This window comes from Micromonospora sp. LOL_025 (genome assembly GCF_048060285.1).
In the GTDB taxonomy this organism is placed as follows: Bacteria; Actinomycetota; Actinomycetes; order Mycobacteriales; family Micromonosporaceae; genus Micromonospora.
Genome location: NZ_JBHMIR010000009.1, coordinates 202195 through 217482, shown reverse-complemented (window position 1 = coordinate 217482; position 15288 = coordinate 202195). Strand labels below are relative to the sequence as shown.

Sequence of the window (15288 nt, the reverse complement as noted above, 5' to 3'; positions counted from 1 at the left end):
CTCCGCGTCGGCAGCGCGGAGGGCCGTTCGCCGTCCCGGCCCCGCCACCGGCGCGGGGCAGGGAGGGGGCACGGGTCAGCGCGAGTCGTCGGGCGGCTGCCGGGCGGCGTCGGGAGCGGCGGGGCGGAGGCGCTCCGCCGCGGCGACCGGGTCGGCCGTCCCCTCCGGGGCGACGGGCGGCCAGGCCAGCGTGAGGTTCACCTCGGGCGGCCGGAACGCCGGGTCGCCTCCGGCCAGGTCGGCGAGCGTCGCGGGGCGGCGGGCGGGCACCGGCCCGATCGCCGGCCGGGCCCCGGCCGGAGCGGCGCCGACCGAGGCGAGCTGACGCCCGGCGACGCGGGACCGGTCGCTGTCCCGGGCCGGCTGCGCGCCGAGGCCGCTGAGCGAGGTCACCCCGAGGCGGTCGGCGAGCACCGGCACCTGGTCCGGCTCGACCACGAAGACCACCTCCCGGGGGCGTACCGGGCGCAACAGGAGCAGGGCCAGCGCCACCGCCAGCACCCCGCCGGCCAGCAGCCCGGCGGTCGTCGGGGCGGTCCAGCCGGCGCGCAGCCCCGCACGCAGTTCCAGGCTCAGGTCGGCCCGCCCGTCGGGACGCATCACCACCAGGCTCAGCCGCCGGTCGGCCAGCTCCGCCGGGGTCCACTCCAGCGCGCCGATCCCCTCGCGTACCCAGAAGGGCTGGCCGATCGGCGCGACGGACGGCGCGGGACCGGCGGACGGCGCGGGACCGGCGGGGTGCAGCCGGACCGGCAGCGGCCCCCGGGCCAGCGCCACGCGGCGCACCTCGGCGTGCGGGACCGGGTCGAGCCACCGCCGCACCTCGTCGGTGGGAGCCAGCCCGACGAAGGCCGGGCCGTCGGGCGTCCGCGCGTCCAGCCGGAGCCGGGCCTGCCCGGCGCGGGCGAACGGCGCCTCGGCCCGCAGCAGTTCGTCGACGTCCCGGACGACCATCGCGTGGCCCGGGGTGTGCACGGTCTCGAACCGGGCGCTGAAGGCGCCACCCGGGTCGGCCTGCCGGGCGAGCAGCGCGAGCGCCCCGCCGGCGAGCAGCGCCGTGATCCCGACCGTCAGCAGCATGGCGGCGAGCACCCGCACGAACCGCATTCGCCTCGTCCCCCTCCGTAGCCGGATACCCGGCCGACCTTACCGACGCGGGGCGACTCATCAGCGGATATCCACGGCACGGGCCCGGAAAGCAGCCGGCCCGCCGGATGGTCCGACGGGCCGGCGGGGAGACAACCGGGTCACTCCCGCGACGTCGGCGCCCGCCGCGTACGCGCGAACGCGAGCCCGCCGAGCACCAGGCCGCCCACGCCGGCGACCAGGCCGGCGACCGCGAGCCCGGTGGCCGCGCCGTCGCTCTCGGCGTCGTCATCGTCGTCGTCGGCCTGCGGCGCGGCGGTGCCGGTGGGGGCGGTCGACGGCGGGGCCGCCGTGAGGGCGAGCACCGGGGCGGGGCTCTCCGGCTCCTCGCCGCCGGGGAGCGGCTCCTCGATCCACCGCTGCACGTTGCCGTCGGAGTAGGTCTGCAGGGCCTTGAAGACCATCGTCTCGACCTGCGGCAGCGGCCCCATCGAGACCGGGAACTCCTGGAACTCGCCCGGCTTGACCCCCGCGTTGCCGCTGGCCGTCCAGGTGAGCTTGGAGACGACCTCGCTGAGCTGGCTGCCGTGCACCTCGACCGGCGGGTCCACCTTGCGCTTCTCCACCGCCACCGTCCAGCCGGGCACCGGCATGGTCGACACGGAGCCGACGGGCGCGTTCTCCGGCAGCACCACCTCCAGCTTGGTGGTGGAGGCCGTGTCGCTCTCGTTCGGCACCCGGAAGGCGAACCGGCCGTAGCCGCCCTGCGTCGCCTCCTGCGGGTTGACCGTGACGTGGGCCGAGGCGGGCGCCGCGAAGCCGAGGACGGCGGTGGCGACGGCGCCGAGCGCCAGGGCTGCGGCGGCGCTTGCGGTACGCCGGTGACGGATCATGGTGCGAGCCTTCCTGTTACCTGATCGGCACGGTGGCGGTCACCGTGGCCTGGTCGATGTCCGACGTGCGGACGGTGATGCGCAACTGCCACTCCCCCGACGCCGGGAAGTTGATCTCGCCGGTGGCGTGGTTGTCGGTCAGTGGCAGCAGCGGGACCTGGATCGGCTCGATCCCCGCCGCCGGCAGGGCGACCGTGGCCCGCCACTCCACCACCGGCTGGGGCCGGTTGTCCTTCGTGTACGCGTAGAAGTGCACGGTGTTGTTGCCCCGCTCGGCCGGGTCCAGCTCGATCTGGACCGAGAAGTTCGGGCTGGACAGCGTCGTGGAGAAGAAGCCGCCCCTCGCGCCCGCCACGTCGGCGCCGGCGGTGCGGGCCGGGGTGGTCTGCACCAGGACGGCGGACAGGCCGAGGACCACCGCCGTGATCGCCAGCTCGGCCCAGACCGCCCGCCGCATCGACGTCGGCCGGCCGGCCGCGGTGCGCCTGCGCACCAGGTGCCGGGAGTACGCGGCCACCGCGATCACCAGCACGAAGAGCCCGATCTTGCCCAGCACCAGCCGCCCGTAGAAGGTGTCGACAAGCGCGCGGGGGGTGGCCACCTCGATCAGGGCCTGGACGGTGCCGGCGAGCAGCAGCGCCGAGACGGCCAGCGCCGCCCAGCGCGACCAGATCGGCAGGATCGCGCCCAACTCCCGCTCGTCGGCCCGGGGCAGCAGGAAGGCGGCGAGCATCACCAGTCCGCCCATCCAGACCGCCATGCCGCCCAGGTGGACGGCGTCGACGACCACGGAGACCGCCGGGGCGGGCGAGGCGGCCGGGTGCCCGGCCAGCGGCCAGGTCACCAGCGCCGCCGCCCCGATCACGCCCAGGATGACCAGGTCGCTCTGCTCGGCCGGCCCCGCCATCAGGGGCCGGAGCAGGAACGCCGCCGCGGCCAACAGCCCCAGCCGGACCAGGTGCGCGGCGCCGAAGGAGCTGCCCAGTACGTCACTCAGCCCCTCGCCGGTGACGTCGGACACGCCGCCGCCGGCGGTGTAGGGCACCTGGAGCAGGAGGTTCGCCACCGTGGAGACCGCCAGCAGGCCGAGTCCCGCCCAGGCCAGGCGGGCCGGGCCGCGCCGGGACAGCCGCCGGGGCCAGAGGGCCGCGAGCACCAGCGCCGGGCCGACGAGCAGCAGCAGGCCGGCGTAGCCGGCGTACTTGGCGACCTTGACCGCGTTGCTGACGAACGGGTCGGCGCGGCTGTCGTCCCCGCTGTCGACCGGGGGCGTCGAGGGCGCGCCGACGGAGTAGGTGAACGCGCCCGAGACGGGATGGCTGTCGGCGGAGATCACCCGGTAGCTGACCAGGTAGGTGCCGCGCGCCCCGGCCGGGTCGACCGGGACGGTGACCACGGTGCCCTCGAAGGTCGCTTCGCCGCGGTCGGCGCGGGAGCCGTCCGGCGCGATCACCCGGATCTTGCCGGGCACCTTGCGCACGGACTCGCTGAACGTGAGCACGACCTCCGCCGGCCCGTTCGACACCACGGCCGAGGCGATCGGGCTGCTGCTCACCAGCACCGCGTGCGCGCTGGCGGGGCCGGCGGGGGCGATCAGCAGGGCGACGACGGTGACCAGCAGGCCGGCGGTGGCGATCAGCCGGGCGATCCGGCGGCGGTTGGCGACACTCATGCCGGCAATGCTCTCGAATCCGACCCGTCCGGCGCGACTCCGACCATGCCCGGCGCGACTCCGACCATGCCCGGCGCCGCCGGGACCCGCCCGCCCGGCGCGACGCCGGCCACGCCCGGCGCCGCCGGAACCCGTCGGGCCGGCGCGACGTCAGCCATGGCGGGCCAGGAGTGCGGGCGACGGCCGGCGGTCCGGTTCGTCGCTGACCCGTCCCAGCGCCCACAGCAGCGCCGCCTGCATCACGGCGGCCAGGTGCCCGACCTCGTGCACCAGGGCGGTCGTCGAGTTGGCGATGTCCACCGCGCTGGTGCCGGCCAGGCAGACCGCCAGCACCAGCGCCACGGGCACGAACGCCCGGGCTCGCTCGGGCCGCCACGCGGCCAGCGCGAAGCCGACGGCCAGCGCCACGTCGAAGGAGGCCATCTCGCGGCTGGTGTGCGGGTCGACGGTCACGCCCAGCCCGGCCAGCAGCACCGGCAGGGCGATCGCCAGCTGGGCGACCGCGGCCACCGCCACCGCCACCCGCAGCACCTGGCGGCGGGCCGCCCTGGCCGCCGCCCGGGTGCGCCCGGCCGCCAGCGGATCGGCGGCGACCGCCGCCAGCACCGACGCGGTCAGGTCGGGCACCGCCACCGCCTGCACCCGGACCAGCCGGGTGACCTGCTCGGCGCGGGCCAGCCAGGCCCGGCAGCCGGGGCAGCTCTCCGCGTGCGCGTCCAGCACCGCCGGCGCCGCCAGCGGATCCTCGCCGTCCAGCCGCGCCGACAGCGCCGCGCGTACGTCGTCGCATGTCATGTGCGGGTAGTCGCGCGACGCACCGGTTTAGTTCCCGGGGTGGCGCAGGCCATGGAAGGGCCGAAGGACCCTCCCCGGCCCCGCCCCGCCGCGTAACCTGGACTGTCGTGATCCCCGCCCCGCGCGAGACCTCCGCCGCCAGTCCGATCGGTGACGCGGGCGTCGCTGCGCGGGAGTCGGCCACCGAGTGGGCGCTGGCCGCCCGCGACGGGGACCCCGTCGCCCAGGCCGCCTTCGTCCGGCTGACCCAGGCCGAGGTGTGGCGCTTCACCGCCGCGCTGGTCGATCCGGACAGCGCCGACGACCTGACCCAGGACACCTACCTGCGGGCTTTCCGGGCACTGCCGGCGTTCGAGGGCCGCTCCAGCGCCCGCACCTGGCTGCTGGGCATCGCCCGCCGGGCCTGCGCCGACCACCTGCGCACCGTCGTGCGTCGCCGCCGGCTCGGCGAGCGGCTCGTCGCCGACGCCTGGGCCGACCGGTCGCACCCGGACCCCGCCGGTCAGCTTGGCGCCGCCGACCTGGTCCGCCGCCTGCCCGCCGAGCGACGCGCGGCGTTCGTGCTCACCCAGTTGCTCGGCCTGTCGTACGCCGAGGCCGCCGCCGTGGAGGGGGTGCCCGTGGGCACGATCCGTTCCCGGGTGGCCCGGGCCCGCAACGACCTCGTCGAGGCGGTCGGCGACGCCCTCGCCGGATGACCGGGAACTTCCGCCGGGGACGGGACGACCAATGATCGTGACCGCACCGCACACCCGGGTCGCCCGTTGGCCCGCCGTCCGTCCCTGGCTCGGCGTCGCCGTCCGGCTGGGCCTGGCCGCCGTGTGGCTGGTCGCCGGCGGCAGCAAGGTCGGTGACCTCGCCGCCTCCGGCCGCGCCGTCAACGCGTACCAGGTGATGCCGTACGACCTCGCCACGGTGATCGGCGCGGCGCTGCCCTTCGTCGAGCTGGCGCTGGGCGTGCTGCTGCTCCTCGGCCTGGCCACCCGGCTCTCCGCCGGGGTCTCCGCGGCGCTGCTGGTGGTCTTCGTCGTCGGCATCGTCTCGGCCTGGAGCCGGGGCCTCGCCATCGACTGCGGCTGCTTCGGCGCCGGTGGGGAGCTCGCCGAGGGCCAGACCCCGAGCTACCTCCCGGAGATCCTCCGGGACCTGGGATTCCTGGCGCTGGCCGGGTTCCTGCTGATCTGGCCCCGCACCCCCGTCTCCGTGGACGGCTGGCTGGCGGGGGACACATCCGTGGAGGACGAGGATGAGTAGTCGCAAGGGGCAGAAGGGCTCCGCCCGGGTGGTCCGCGAGCAGCTGGCCCGGGAGCGGCGACGCAAGCGGACGCTCTGGGTCTCCGTGGCCGCCGTGGCCGTCCTGGTCGTCGCCGGCCTGATCGGCTGGAGCGTCTACTCCAGCCAGCGTTCCGACGACTTCACCCCGCCGACCGGCTCGAACGAGGCCGGCACGGGGGTCGTCGCCGGCTCGGGCCCGGTCACCGTGGACGTCTACGAGGACTTCCTCTGCCCTGCCTGCAAACAGTTCGAGCAGGCCAGCGGCCCGACCCTCGACCAGCTGATCAGCGAGGGCAAGGTCCGGGTCGTCTACCACCCGGTGGCGTACCTGAACCGCTTCTCCAGCACCCAGTACTCGACCCGGTCCTCGGCGGCCTCCGGCTGTGCGGCGGAGGGCGGCCGGTACCGGGAGTACGCCAAGGCGCTGTTCGACCGGCAGCCGCCGGAGGGCGGCGCAGGGCTGAGCGACCAGGAACTGGTCGACATCGCGGCGGGCACCGGCATCGACCGCGGCGGCTTCGCCTCCTGCCTGCGGGAGGGCACCTTCAAGCCGTGGACCGAGCACGTGACGGAGGAGGCCAGCAAGGCCAACATCACCAGCACCCCGACGATCCTGGTCGACGGCGAGGAGATCGCCGACCGCAGCCCGGAGGGGATCAAGGCGGCGGTGGAGGCGGCCGGCAGGTGATTTGCGACCTGGTGACCCGCGCCGGGCTGGTGCTCGCCGGCACGCTGACCGCGACTGCCGCGTTCGCCGCCCCGGCCGCCGCGCACGGCGCGGACGCCCCCGACGGCACCGACTACCGCACCGAGGTGACCGCCGTCGCCCCGGCCCGCCCCGGACTGAGCGTACGGGTGATCGAGGCGGGCGCGCGGCTGGAGCTGACCAACACCGGCGACCGCGCCGTCGAGGTGCTCGGCTACTCCGGCGAGCCCTACCTGCGGGTCGGTCCCGACGGCGTGTACGAGAACGTCCGCTCCCCCGCCACGTACCTGAACCGGACCATCGCCGGGGACACGCGGCTGCCGGCCGAGGCGGACCCCGCCGCCGCACCGGACTGGCGGCGCGTCGACGACTCCGCCACGGTGCGCTGGCACGACCAACGGGCGCTCTGGCGGGAGTCGGCGCCGCCACCGCAGGTGCGTGCCGCGCCCGACCGGGAGCACCGGGTGCGGGACTGGACGGTGCCGCTGCGCGCCGGCACCGAGACCGGGGAGATCCGCGGCACCCTCGACTGGGTGCCGCCGCCGGACGCGTACGTCTGGTGGGTGGTCGCCACGGTCGGGCTGCTGGCCGTGGGGGCGCTCGGGCTGTTGCCGGCCCGCTCCGGGCCGGGCGCGCGGGCGCTGGCCGGGCTCGGCGGGCTGCTGGTCCTCGGCGGGGTGGCCGCGGTGGTGTTCACCGTGGGCCGCGAGGTGGACGCCGGCGCACGGGGCGTGGGCGGGGTGCTGACCGGCCTGCTCGGCGGGCAGGTCTGGGCGCTGCTGACCGGGCTCGGCGCCGTCGCCGCGGGGGTCTTCACGCTGGCCCGCCGGCCGGCCGCCGACTTCGCGCTGGCGCTGGCCGGGGCCTGCCTGGCGCTCTTCGCCGGGGTGGCCAACGCCGCCGTCTTCGCCCGCGCCGTCGCCCCCGTGCCCTGGCCGGCGACGACGGCAAGGATCCTGGTCGCCCTGATTCTCGTGGCTGGCGCCGGCGCCACCGCGGCCGGCGCCCTCCGCCTCCACGCCGCCCGCCCCTCCCCCGCCCCGTCCCCGCCCCCCGCTCCGCGCGTCGATCATGGAGTTGTGGTAGGCGACGAACCACAGCAGAACGGACCAGATCGGGCACCATAAGTGCATGATCGACGCCTGCCGAGGGCGGGCGGGTCAGGAGGTCGGCGTGCCGCCCGGGGGCGGCCGGGGCCGGCGGTAGGGTCGTGCCATGACCGCGCCCGACCGCCTCTCCCCCGGTGACCCCGCGCCGGAGTTCAGCCTGCCGACCGACACCGGCGAGACGCTCTCGCTGACCGACCTGCGCGGCCGCAAGGTCGTGCTGTACGCCTACCCGGCGGCCATGACGCCCGGCTGCACCAAGCAGGCCTGCGACTTCCGCGACTCGCTCGCCTCGCTCCAGGCCGCCGGCTACGAGGTCGTCGGCATCTCGCCCGACAAGCCGGAGAAGCTGGCGAAGTTCCGCGAGCGCGACGCCATCACCTTCCCGCTGGTCGCCGACGCCGACAAGTCCGTGCTGACCGCGTACGGCGCGTACGGCGAGAAGCAGTCCTACGGCAGGACGGTGACCGGCGTGATCCGCTCGACCTTCGTGATCGACCCCGAGGGCAGGATCGAGCGGGCGCTCTACAACGTCAAGGCCACCGGCCACGTCGCCAAGCTGCGTCGGGACCTCGGGCTGGACTGAGGTCGCCGCCGCACCGGGACGAGGCCACCACCGGTGCGGCGCGACACTCTAGACTCAGCGGGTCGGCGGGAGTGGCGTAACGGCAGCCGCGGTAGGTTTAGGTCCTATTGTCCGAAAGGACGTGGGGGTTCGAATCCCCCCTCCCGCACCGAGCGCCCTGTCGCGCACGTCACGATCGCGGGTCGGCGCGGGGCCCGCGCGGTCAGGATTGCCGGGTGAGCCTGCGCTTCGTCCTCGACCCCGAGCTGACCCCCGAATTGCGGGACCGGATCGTCGCCCTCTGGGTCGACGTCACCAACGCCGGCGGGGCGGTCGGTTTCGTGCCGCCGGTCACCGCCGCCGACGTCCGGCCCACGGCGGACCCCACCTTCGCCGGCATCGCCGAAGGCCCGGACCGCCTCCTCGTGGGGTACGCGGGCGAACGGCCCGTCGCCGCGTTGATCTTCTGCGACAACCGGTTCGACCTGAAGGCGCACTGGTGTGTGCTGAAGCGGGTGATGGTCCACCCGGACACCCAGGGCAACGGGTACGGCGCGGCGCTGATGCGCGAGGCCGAGCGCCTCGGCCGTGGGATGGGATGGGAGGCGCTGCACGTGACCGTCCGGGACGGGCTGGGGCTGGACCGGTTCTACCGGCGGCTCGGTTACCGGGAGATCGGCCGGCTGCCCGGCGCGCTGCGGATCGCCCCCGGCGACGACCGCGACGAGATCCTCATGTGGCTGGACCTGACCGCCCCGCCGGCCCCCGGGCGCTGAGCCGGGCCCGGCCTCAGCCCCCGCAGGCGCGCGGCGACGTGGACCCGAGCGCGGAGGGCTCGATCACCGCGCCCACCAGCGGCCGGTTGGAGGACCGCACCGCCGACGGGGTCGCCGGGGCCGTGCCGGTCGGGCCGGGCCGGGCCGAGGGCGACCGCGTGGGCGACGGCGGGCGGGTGACGGCGGTGCCGCCCCGGCCGTACATCCGGACCGTGCCGCGTTGGACCTGGCCCGGTGCCATCCGGACGCCGGTGGCGGTGACCCGGTGCCCCCGGGTGTCGGTGACCCGGATCTCGTACGGGCCGGGCCCGGCGCCGGACGGGACGAGCCAGTAGTTGTAGTCCTCCCGCGCCGCCGAGCGCCAGCCACCGGCGCCGGCCGGCCGCACCTCGACGGCGCGCAGCGGGTTGCCGTGGCCGGCGACCTGGACGGCGAACCACCACCGCGACGAGCCCTCCTTCATCCGGAAGGTGAGCGGGCCGGTCAGCGGCGGGTCGACCACCGCGCGGTAGCTGACCCGCACGACGCCCTCCACGGGATCGGCGATCCGGGCGAACGCCTCCCGGGAGAGGTCGAGGTGGCCGTCCGCGCACTCCGGGCACTGGTCCATGACGAGCACCCGCACGGTGCCCCGCGGGCCGGTCACGTCGAGGTACCCGCCGCAGGCCGCGCCGGCCGCGTACTCGCCGGGGCCCAACGCCACGTAGAGCCGGTTCGCGGGCGCGGCCGGGTAGGAGCAGTTCCCGCCGGCGCCCTTCGAGTCGTAGAAGGTCGCCTTTCCCTCGTGGACGACGCCGGCGGCGGGCGGCGCGGCGAGGGCGGGCGGCGCGGCGCAGGCGGGGGTGGGCCCGGAGCGCAGGGCCAGGCTGAGGCCGAGCACCGCAGCGAGCGCCGCGACACCGCCGACGGCGAGCCGGCGGGGGACCCGGGAGCGTGGCGCACGGCGGCGTCCGGGGGCGCGCACGCCTGCCGTGGGAGCGGTACCGTCGGTCACGCCGGTCGATGCTGCCGTACCGCCGCCGTCGCGGACAAGTCCGCCGGACGGACGCGCCGCGCCGAGGCCCACCACCCGCGAGGGCCCGTCGGCCGGCACGCGGAACGGTCCCGCCCGATCGTCCGGTCGCCGCTCAGTCCTCCACCACCAGCTCGTCGCCGAGCGCGATGCTGCCCGTGGCCGTGGGGACGAGGTGGAGTCCGAAGAGGAGCTTCTGCCGGACCTTGCGGTACCGGGCGAGGGTGCGCAGCGGTTCCTTCCCGCGTACCCCCGTCTCCTGGTCGGTGGTGGTGACCACGCAGCGGTCGCACGGCCCGGCGGCGCGGAAGCGGACGGCGCCGATGCGCAGCGGCCGGCCGGCCCAGTCGTCCTCGGCCCAGGCCGACGCGCCCTCCACCACCAGGTTGGGACGGAAGCGCGCCATCGGCACGGGCTCCTCGCCGGCCTCGGCGAGCCACCCGTTGAGCGCGTCGAGCGAGGCGGCGGTGGCCAGCAGCAGCGGGTAGGCGTCGGCAAAGCTGACCTGCTCACCGGTGTCGTGCTCCCGGTCCCCCGACGGGATGTGCCGGGTCGGTCGGGCGAGCCAGACCAGCCGGACGGCGGGGCCCAGCAACGCGCTGATCCAGGCGTCGGCCGCCGCTCCGGCGGGGAGCGCGGGGACGGTCAGCTTGCGGTTGCGGAAGGTCCGCACCGCGACGGGCTCGCCGCCGGCCGGCTCGGGCACGGCCAGGTCGTCGTGGCCCTCGGCGCGCAGCAGCAGGCCGCCGTCGTGGGGTGTGGCGTGCAGGCCGACCAGGCGCCTGGCCTCCCGCTGGGTGACACCGACGCCGTCGGCGTCGACGATCATCCAGCGCCGGTCGCCGCCGAGGCCCCACGGTTCGACGCCCGCGACGTCGTGGTCGAGCCGGTGACAACCCTTGACGGGGTACGTGTGGATGGCGCTCAACCGCATGCGAACACCCTGTCACGCCCCTCGGGCGACCGTTGCCCCGAGTGCGCGCCCGGACTGCTCCCCGCGCGGGCGTACTCCCGGTAAGAAGCCCCGCTCACCGCCGGGACCCGGTCCGCACGACCGCGATCTCACCAGGCCACGCCGATGCCGTCCCCCGGGTACCAGTGGTTGGCGGGGGTCTCCCGGTAGGCGAGGAACCGTCGGTCGGTGCGCTCGGCGTGCTCCGCGAGGACGTTGGTGGCGGTGACGTTGTCGGTGAGCAGCATCGCGCCCGGGGCCAGCTTGCCCTCGACCGCCTCGAACTCGCGCTTCTCGTGGGCCCGGCTGTGGTCGCTGTCGTGCAGGAAGAGGTCGACCGGCCGGTCCAGCGCGGCGATGGAGGCGATGGAGTCGCCGATGACCAGGTCGACCACCTCGGACCAGGGCGCGGTGCGGGCGAGGTAGCCGGCCTCGGGGTTGATGTCCAGCGAGGTGACCCGGCCGGGATGCCCGTCGGCGGCGTTGCGCAGCAGCGCGGCGGCGAGCACGCAACTGCCGAGCCCCTTGTCGACGCCGGTCTCGACCACGTGCGTCGGCTTCGTGGCGCGCACGATGGCGTACCAGCCGATGCGGCGCGCGTAACGGACCTGCCGGTCGGCCAGGCCCCGGCGGGCGGCGCCGGCGGTGGCGGACTCGATGTGCCGACGCAGCACGTCGTCCGACTCGATCTCGGCGAAGTATGCGCGGACCTGCTTGACGGGCACGTCGCAGACCACGCTGACGAACCAGGCGAGGTGGTGGCGGCTCAGTTTGGTCAGCTCGTACGTGTAGTTGTGGTGCTCCCGTGAGGTGACCAGCCAGCGGGCCGAGGTGCGCAGCACCTTGGCGTCGTGGCGGGCGACGCGGGCCAGGCGCTTGGGGAAGGCCGCGACGGGGGCGAGGGGGGTGCGGGCGATGGCCCGTCGGAGCTTCGTTGCGTCCACGGAAGGGTTCTACCAGCCGAAGGCGAGCAGGCGTAGTGGAAGCTGCCATCGGCGGTCCCCGGGGGAGGGTGGCGGGATGGGCCGGGTGAGGCACTCCGAGCCAGACACTTCCCTCGGAATGTCGACCCCGCAGCGCCGCCAGGCAACTCGGATCAGATGGCCACTTCAACCAGCGTCCCGCGAACAGTCAGCTACGGGGATCACATCGGAGGGCAACGACTAACACCCAGGCTACGCCATGACCTTCAGCAGGCCGATATCGCCGACCGGCGGCGTGGCGCAGTCGACCAGGAGGATGTGCCCGTCGCCCCGGTTCAACTTGACGTTCTGCGTCGCGAGGATCTCGGCGGCGTTCGGGTAGCTGAAGTCCTCGACGATCGATCCACCGTTGGTCTCGGTCGGCACGTCGGTGGGATCCGCCGCGAGGGCGCCTCCCACCCCGACCACACCGCCCCCGATGACCACAACTGCTGTCGCGGCGCCGATCAGCACGCCTCTCGACCGGATGGGCAGATTCATGCATGCGCTCCGATGTAGAAGGGAATGCCCGAAACCATCCAGTCGCCCGAATAGCCACACCGGGCAGCCGTAACGGCCGGTGCCCCCGTCGGCCAACGAGACAATCGCGAAGCGCCGTACCCGTAGAATTACCCGGCAGCGGGCCGCAGCCCCAGCAGCCAATGAGGACATTTCCTCAGCGTCGAGCACGCCGCGCTCGCCTCCGTCGGCCCGCCGTCGCGCCGGTCGCACACGAACTCGCCGCGTTCCCGCCGGAACATCGCATGACGAGGTGAACGGGTCTACACGGACGGGGACCGTCACCAGCCGGATGAGGGTACGCGCACGCCCTCGCAGCTAAGTAGCATCGCCGCCATGCCAGTTCCGCAACAGTCCGTCGAGCCGGACCCGGTCGCCGACCCGACGGGACCCCAGCCGGGGGAGCACACAAAGCCCCGTCGCCGCTGGCGGCGCGTCGTCCTGGTGAGTCTGCTGGTGGTCGCGCTGCTCGGGGCGGGCGGCGTGGTGGCCGGCGGGCTCTACCTGCGCTCCGTGGAGTCGGACATCGAGCGGGTCGACGCCTTCACGGACGTACCGGAGGAGTCCCGCCCGCAGGCGGTGACCAAGGGCGCGATGAACATCCTGATCCTGGGCAGCGACACCCGCGACCCGGAGAGCACGTCGGGCTCGCGCACCGACACGATCATCCTGGCCCACCTGCCGAAGGACCGGTCGAGCGCCCAGCTCATCTCGATCCCCCGGGACACCTGGGTCGCCGTGCCCCGGTCCCGGGACGGCAGCCACGGCGGCCGGGACGCCAAGGTCAACGCGGCCTACGCGTGGGGCGGCGTGCCGCTGATGGTGCAGACCGTCGAGAAGTTCACCGGGGTCCGCGTCGACCACGTGGCGATGGTCGACTTCGCCGGGTTCAAGGAGATCATCGACGCGCTGGGCGGGGTCCGGATCACCTCGGAGAAGACCTTCACCTCGATCCACCCGCCGTTCCGGACCTTCGCCCAGGGCCCGCAGGAGATGGACGGCGAGACCGCGCTCGACTACGCCCGGCAGCGCAAGCAGTTCGCGGACGGGGACTTCGCCCGGATCCGCCACCAGCAGCAGGTGATCAAGGCGATCCTGGACAAGGTCTCCTCGGGCGGCGTCCTGACCAACCCGGGGAAGCTGAACTCCTTCCTCCAGGCCACCTCGGACTCCGTCTCGGTGGACAGGAACCTGTCCCTGTTGGACATGGCCACCGAGCTGCGGGGCCTGCGCAGCGGCAGCCTCTTCTTCCTGACCAGCCCGACGAAGGGCACCGGGCGGGTCGGCACCGAGAGCGTCGTCTTCGCCGACCCGGATCGGGTCAAGTCGTTCTACGACTCGGTCCGCCGGGACGCGGTGAAGGAGATCGTCAGCGGGGGCAAGCGGTAGCGGGGCGCACCGGACGGGCCGCCGCCCGCCCGGTGCGTGCCCGGAATCAGTAGGCGCCGCGCCGCGCGAGCACCACGCTGACCGTCTTCCACAGGATGCCGAGGTCGTAGACGAGCGACCAGTTGTCGACGTAGTGCAGGTCGAGCCGGACCGCGTCCTCCCACGTCAGGTCGGAGCGGCCGGAGATCTGCCAGAGCCCGGTGATGCCGGGCCGGACGAGCAGCCGCCGCCGGACGTCACCGCGGTAGTCGTCGTCCTCGGTGGGTAGCGGGCGCGGGCCGACCAGCGACATCTGCCCCATCAGCACGTTCGCCAGCTGGGGCAGCTCGTCCAGCGACAGCCCGCGCAGGTGCCGGCCGATGGGCGTGACGCGGGGATCATCCTTGATCTTGAAGAGCAGCCCGTCGCTCTCGTTCCGGTCGCGCAACGCCTCCAGCCGCTGCTCGGCGTCGGTGTACATGGTGCGGAACTTCCAGACCTTGAAGGCCCGCCCCTCCTGGCCGATCCGCGTCTGCCGGAACAGCACCGGGCCGCGGTCGGTCAGCTTGATGGCCAGTGCGATCCCGGCCAGCAGCGGGCTCAGCAGAAGCAGCCCGACCAACGCGGCGGTCCGGTCGAGCATGCTCTTGACCAGCAGCGAGAGGCCGGAGATGGTCGGCTCCTCGACGTTGAGCAGGGGCAGACCCTCGATCGGACGGACGTGGATGCGCGGGCCCGTCACGTCGGTGACCTGCGGCACCACCACGAGGTCGAGGCCCGTCCCCTCCAGCTGCCAGGCCAACTTGCGCAGCTCGTACGACTCGAGGCTGGCCGGTCCGCAGACGGCGATGGTGTCCGCGCCGAGCTGCTGCACCAGCGGCACCAGGTCCCAACCGACGTAGACCGGCACCGGCGCCGTGACGCGCTCCCTTGGCCGCGGATGGTGTGGCAGGTGGATGGCGATCGGGCGCAGCCCGGCACCCGGATTGCGGGTCACCACCTCGTGCACGGCCAGGGCGTCGGAGAGCCGCCCGACCAGCAGCACCCGCTGCGACGCCCGCTGGCTGACCCGGCGGATCCGCCGGAGCACGACGCGGGCGCCCGCCCGGGACACCAGGGCGTAGAACAGCAGGCAGAGGATGATGGCGGCGACCGTCGCCCGGGACAGGTCCTTCTTGAAGCCGAGCGCGAGGAACGACACGGTGGCGGCCATCGCGACGTTGGCGCGCACCACCCGCTTGAGTTCCTCGGTGCCGCGCCCGAGCGCCCGTCGGTCGTACGCGCCGGCGGCGGCCAGGACAGTCATCCACATCAACGGCACGCCGAGGTTGGCCACCAGGGCGAACGCGCTGACCGTCCCGCCGAACACCCGCTGGTCCCAGAAACCGGCGTCGGCCTCGTCGAGCAGAGCCACCACGGTCCGGCTCGCCGCCAGGGCGGCGACGAAGTCGATCAGGACGAGGCAGGCCACGTACCGCCGGCGCCACCTGACCCGCGGGGCGACCGGCCGGCCGAAGGCCGACCGCGGCATGCCGTTGGAAGGGGGTGTGATCACCCCGAGATCGGGATCGAACCTCGGTGCCTGCTGCGGCGCCACAGTC

The 15288-nt window shown here is 74.7% G+C and carries 16 protein-coding genes and 1 tRNA gene; 8 read left to right on the top strand and 9 right to left on the bottom strand.

Annotated features, from left to right (window positions below; translation table 11 throughout):
• Nucleotides 1-75: 75 nt before the first annotated feature.
• The 4 genes from ACFHW0_RS15130 to ACFHW0_RS15115 all read right to left on the bottom strand — a co-directional run bounded on the left by ACFHW0_RS15130 (nt 76) and on the right by ACFHW0_RS15115 (nt 4446).
• A complete protein-coding gene (locus ACFHW0_RS15130) occupies nt 76-1107 on the bottom strand; it encodes a hypothetical protein (protein WP_416608086.1) in 1032 nt (343 codons plus the stop codon).
• A gap of 140 nt (nt 1108-1247) precedes the next feature.
• Nucleotides 1248-1979 carry a YcnI family protein gene (locus ACFHW0_RS15125; protein ID WP_416608084.1) on the bottom strand — a complete coding sequence of 244 codons (732 nt, stop codon included), beginning with the start codon at nt 1977-1979 and terminating at the stop codon, nt 1248-1250.
• 16 nt (nt 1980-1995) lie between these two features.
• Complete coding sequence (locus tag ACFHW0_RS15120) at nt 1996-3660, bottom strand: copper resistance CopC/CopD family protein (RefSeq protein WP_416608151.1); 1665 nt, start codon at nt 3658-3660, stop codon at nt 1996-1998.
• 141 nt (nt 3661-3801) lie between these two features.
• Nucleotides 3802-4446 carry a zf-HC2 domain-containing protein gene (locus tag ACFHW0_RS15115; RefSeq protein WP_416608081.1) on the bottom strand — a complete coding sequence of 215 codons (645 nt, stop codon included), beginning with the start codon at nt 4444-4446 and terminating at the stop codon, nt 3802-3804.
• A 107-nt stretch (nt 4447-4553) separates the two neighbouring features.
• On the opposite strand from ACFHW0_RS15115, the gene ACFHW0_RS15110 reads away from it, so the two are divergent.
• The 7 genes from ACFHW0_RS15110 (at nt 4554) to ACFHW0_RS15080 (ending at nt 8874) form a co-directional block, all read left to right on the top strand.
• Nucleotides 4554-5144, top strand: coding sequence for a sigma-70 family RNA polymerase sigma factor (locus ACFHW0_RS15110; protein ID WP_416608079.1), 591 nt, complete (start codon nt 4554-4556; stop codon nt 5142-5144).
• Nucleotides 5145-5175: 31 nt separating this feature from the next.
• Nucleotides 5176-5700, top strand: a complete 525-nt coding sequence (locus ACFHW0_RS15105; protein WP_121396308.1) for a MauE/DoxX family redox-associated membrane protein — start codon at nt 5176-5178, stop codon at nt 5698-5700.
• Nucleotides 5693-6409, top strand: coding sequence for a DsbA family protein (locus ACFHW0_RS15100; protein WP_416608076.1), 717 nt, complete (start codon nt 5693-5695; stop codon nt 6407-6409). Before ACFHW0_RS15105 ends, ACFHW0_RS15100 begins: the two co-directional genes overlap by 8 nt.
• Entirely contained in the window at nt 6406-7554 is a 1149-nt protein-coding gene (locus ACFHW0_RS15095; RefSeq protein WP_416608073.1) for a hypothetical protein, read from the top strand. The genes ACFHW0_RS15100 and ACFHW0_RS15095 overlap by 4 nt, the downstream gene beginning before the upstream one ends.
• An 88-nt stretch (nt 7555-7642) precedes the next feature.
• Nucleotides 7643-8119 (top strand): thioredoxin-dependent thiol peroxidase, encoded by a 477-nt coding sequence (bcp, locus tag ACFHW0_RS15090; protein WP_366640426.1) that lies wholly within the window; start codon nt 7643-7645, stop codon nt 8117-8119.
• 65 nt (nt 8120-8184) lie between these two features.
• Nucleotides 8185-8267: transfer RNA gene (locus tag ACFHW0_RS15085), tRNA-Leu, on the top strand.
• A 67-nt stretch (nt 8268-8334) separates the two neighbouring features.
• Nucleotides 8335-8874: a GNAT family N-acetyltransferase gene (locus ACFHW0_RS15080; RefSeq protein ID WP_416608070.1), complete on the top strand. Its 540-nt coding sequence runs from the start codon at nt 8335-8337 to the stop codon at nt 8872-8874.
• Nucleotides 8875-8887: 13 nt separating this feature from the next.
• Here ACFHW0_RS15080 and ACFHW0_RS15075 read toward each other — a convergent pair whose 3' ends face one another.
• The 4 genes from ACFHW0_RS15075 to ACFHW0_RS15060 form a co-directional block, all read right to left on the bottom strand.
• On the bottom strand, nt 8888-9868 hold the full coding sequence (locus ACFHW0_RS15075; RefSeq protein ID WP_416608068.1) for an expansin EXLX1 family cellulose-binding protein: 981 nt from the start codon (nt 9866-9868) through the stop codon (nt 8888-8890).
• 133 nt (nt 9869-10001) lie between these two features.
• The gene (locus ACFHW0_RS15070) at nt 10002-10820 is read right to left on the bottom strand and encodes an MOSC domain-containing protein (protein ID WP_416608066.1); all 819 of its coding nucleotides are present in this window, start codon (nt 10818-10820) and stop codon (nt 10002-10004) included.
• Nucleotides 10821-10948: 128 nt separating this feature from the next.
• On the bottom strand, nt 10949-11782 hold the full coding sequence (locus ACFHW0_RS15065; protein WP_416608065.1) for a class I SAM-dependent methyltransferase: 834 nt from the start codon (nt 11780-11782) through the stop codon (nt 10949-10951).
• Between the two features lie 231 nt (nt 11783-12013).
• Complete coding sequence (locus tag ACFHW0_RS15060) at nt 12014-12301, bottom strand: hypothetical protein (RefSeq protein WP_416608063.1); 288 nt, start codon at nt 12299-12301, stop codon at nt 12014-12016.
• A 354-nt stretch (nt 12302-12655) separates the two neighbouring features.
• Here ACFHW0_RS15060 and ACFHW0_RS15055 point away from each other — a divergent pair, with 354 nt between their 5' ends.
• Nucleotides 12656-13708: an LCP family protein gene (locus ACFHW0_RS15055; protein WP_416608061.1), complete on the top strand. Its 1053-nt coding sequence runs from the start codon at nt 12656-12658 to the stop codon at nt 13706-13708.
• Between the two features lie 46 nt (nt 13709-13754).
• On the opposite strand, the gene ACFHW0_RS15050 is transcribed toward ACFHW0_RS15055, so the two are convergent.
• Nucleotides 13755-15218, bottom strand: coding sequence for a sugar transferase (locus tag ACFHW0_RS15050; protein WP_416608149.1), 1464 nt, complete (start codon nt 15216-15218; stop codon nt 13755-13757).
• Nucleotides 15219-15288: the final 70 nt, after the last annotated feature.

Excerpts from the sequence above, each read along its gene's own strand:
- ACFHW0_RS15115 (WP_416608081.1), bottom strand. The coding sequence starts at position 4,446 with ATGACATGCGACGACGTACGCGCGGCGCTGTCGGCGCGGCTGGACGGC.
- ACFHW0_RS15105 (WP_121396308.1), top strand. The coding sequence starts at position 5,176 with ATGATCGTGACCGCACCGCACACCCGGGTCGCCCGTTGGCCCGCCGTC.
- ACFHW0_RS15060 (WP_416608063.1), bottom strand. The coding sequence starts at position 12,301 with ATGAATCTGCCCATCCGGTCGAGAGGCGTGCTGATCGGCGCCGCGACA.
- ACFHW0_RS15100 (WP_416608076.1), top strand. The coding sequence starts at position 5,693 with ATGAGTAGTCGCAAGGGGCAGAAGGGCTCCGCCCGGGTGGTCCGCGAG.
- ACFHW0_RS15050 (WP_416608149.1), bottom strand. The coding sequence starts at position 15,218 with ATGCCGCGGTCGGCCTTCGGCCGGCCGGTCGCCCCGCGGGTCAGGTGG.
- ACFHW0_RS15070 (WP_416608066.1), bottom strand. The coding sequence starts at position 10,820 with ATGCGGTTGAGCGCCATCCACACGTACCCCGTCAAGGGTTGTCACCGG.
- ACFHW0_RS15130 (WP_416608086.1), bottom strand. The coding sequence starts at position 1,107 with ATGCGGTTCGTGCGGGTGCTCGCCGCCATGCTGCTGACGGTCGGGATC.
- ACFHW0_RS15125 (WP_416608084.1), bottom strand. The coding sequence starts at position 1,979 with ATGATCCGTCACCGGCGTACCGCAAGCGCCGCCGCAGCCCTGGCGCTC.
- ACFHW0_RS15055 (WP_416608061.1), top strand. The coding sequence starts at position 12,656 with ATGCCAGTTCCGCAACAGTCCGTCGAGCCGGACCCGGTCGCCGACCCG.
- bcp (WP_366640426.1), top strand. The coding sequence starts at position 7,643 with ATGACCGCGCCCGACCGCCTCTCCCCCGGTGACCCCGCGCCGGAGTTC.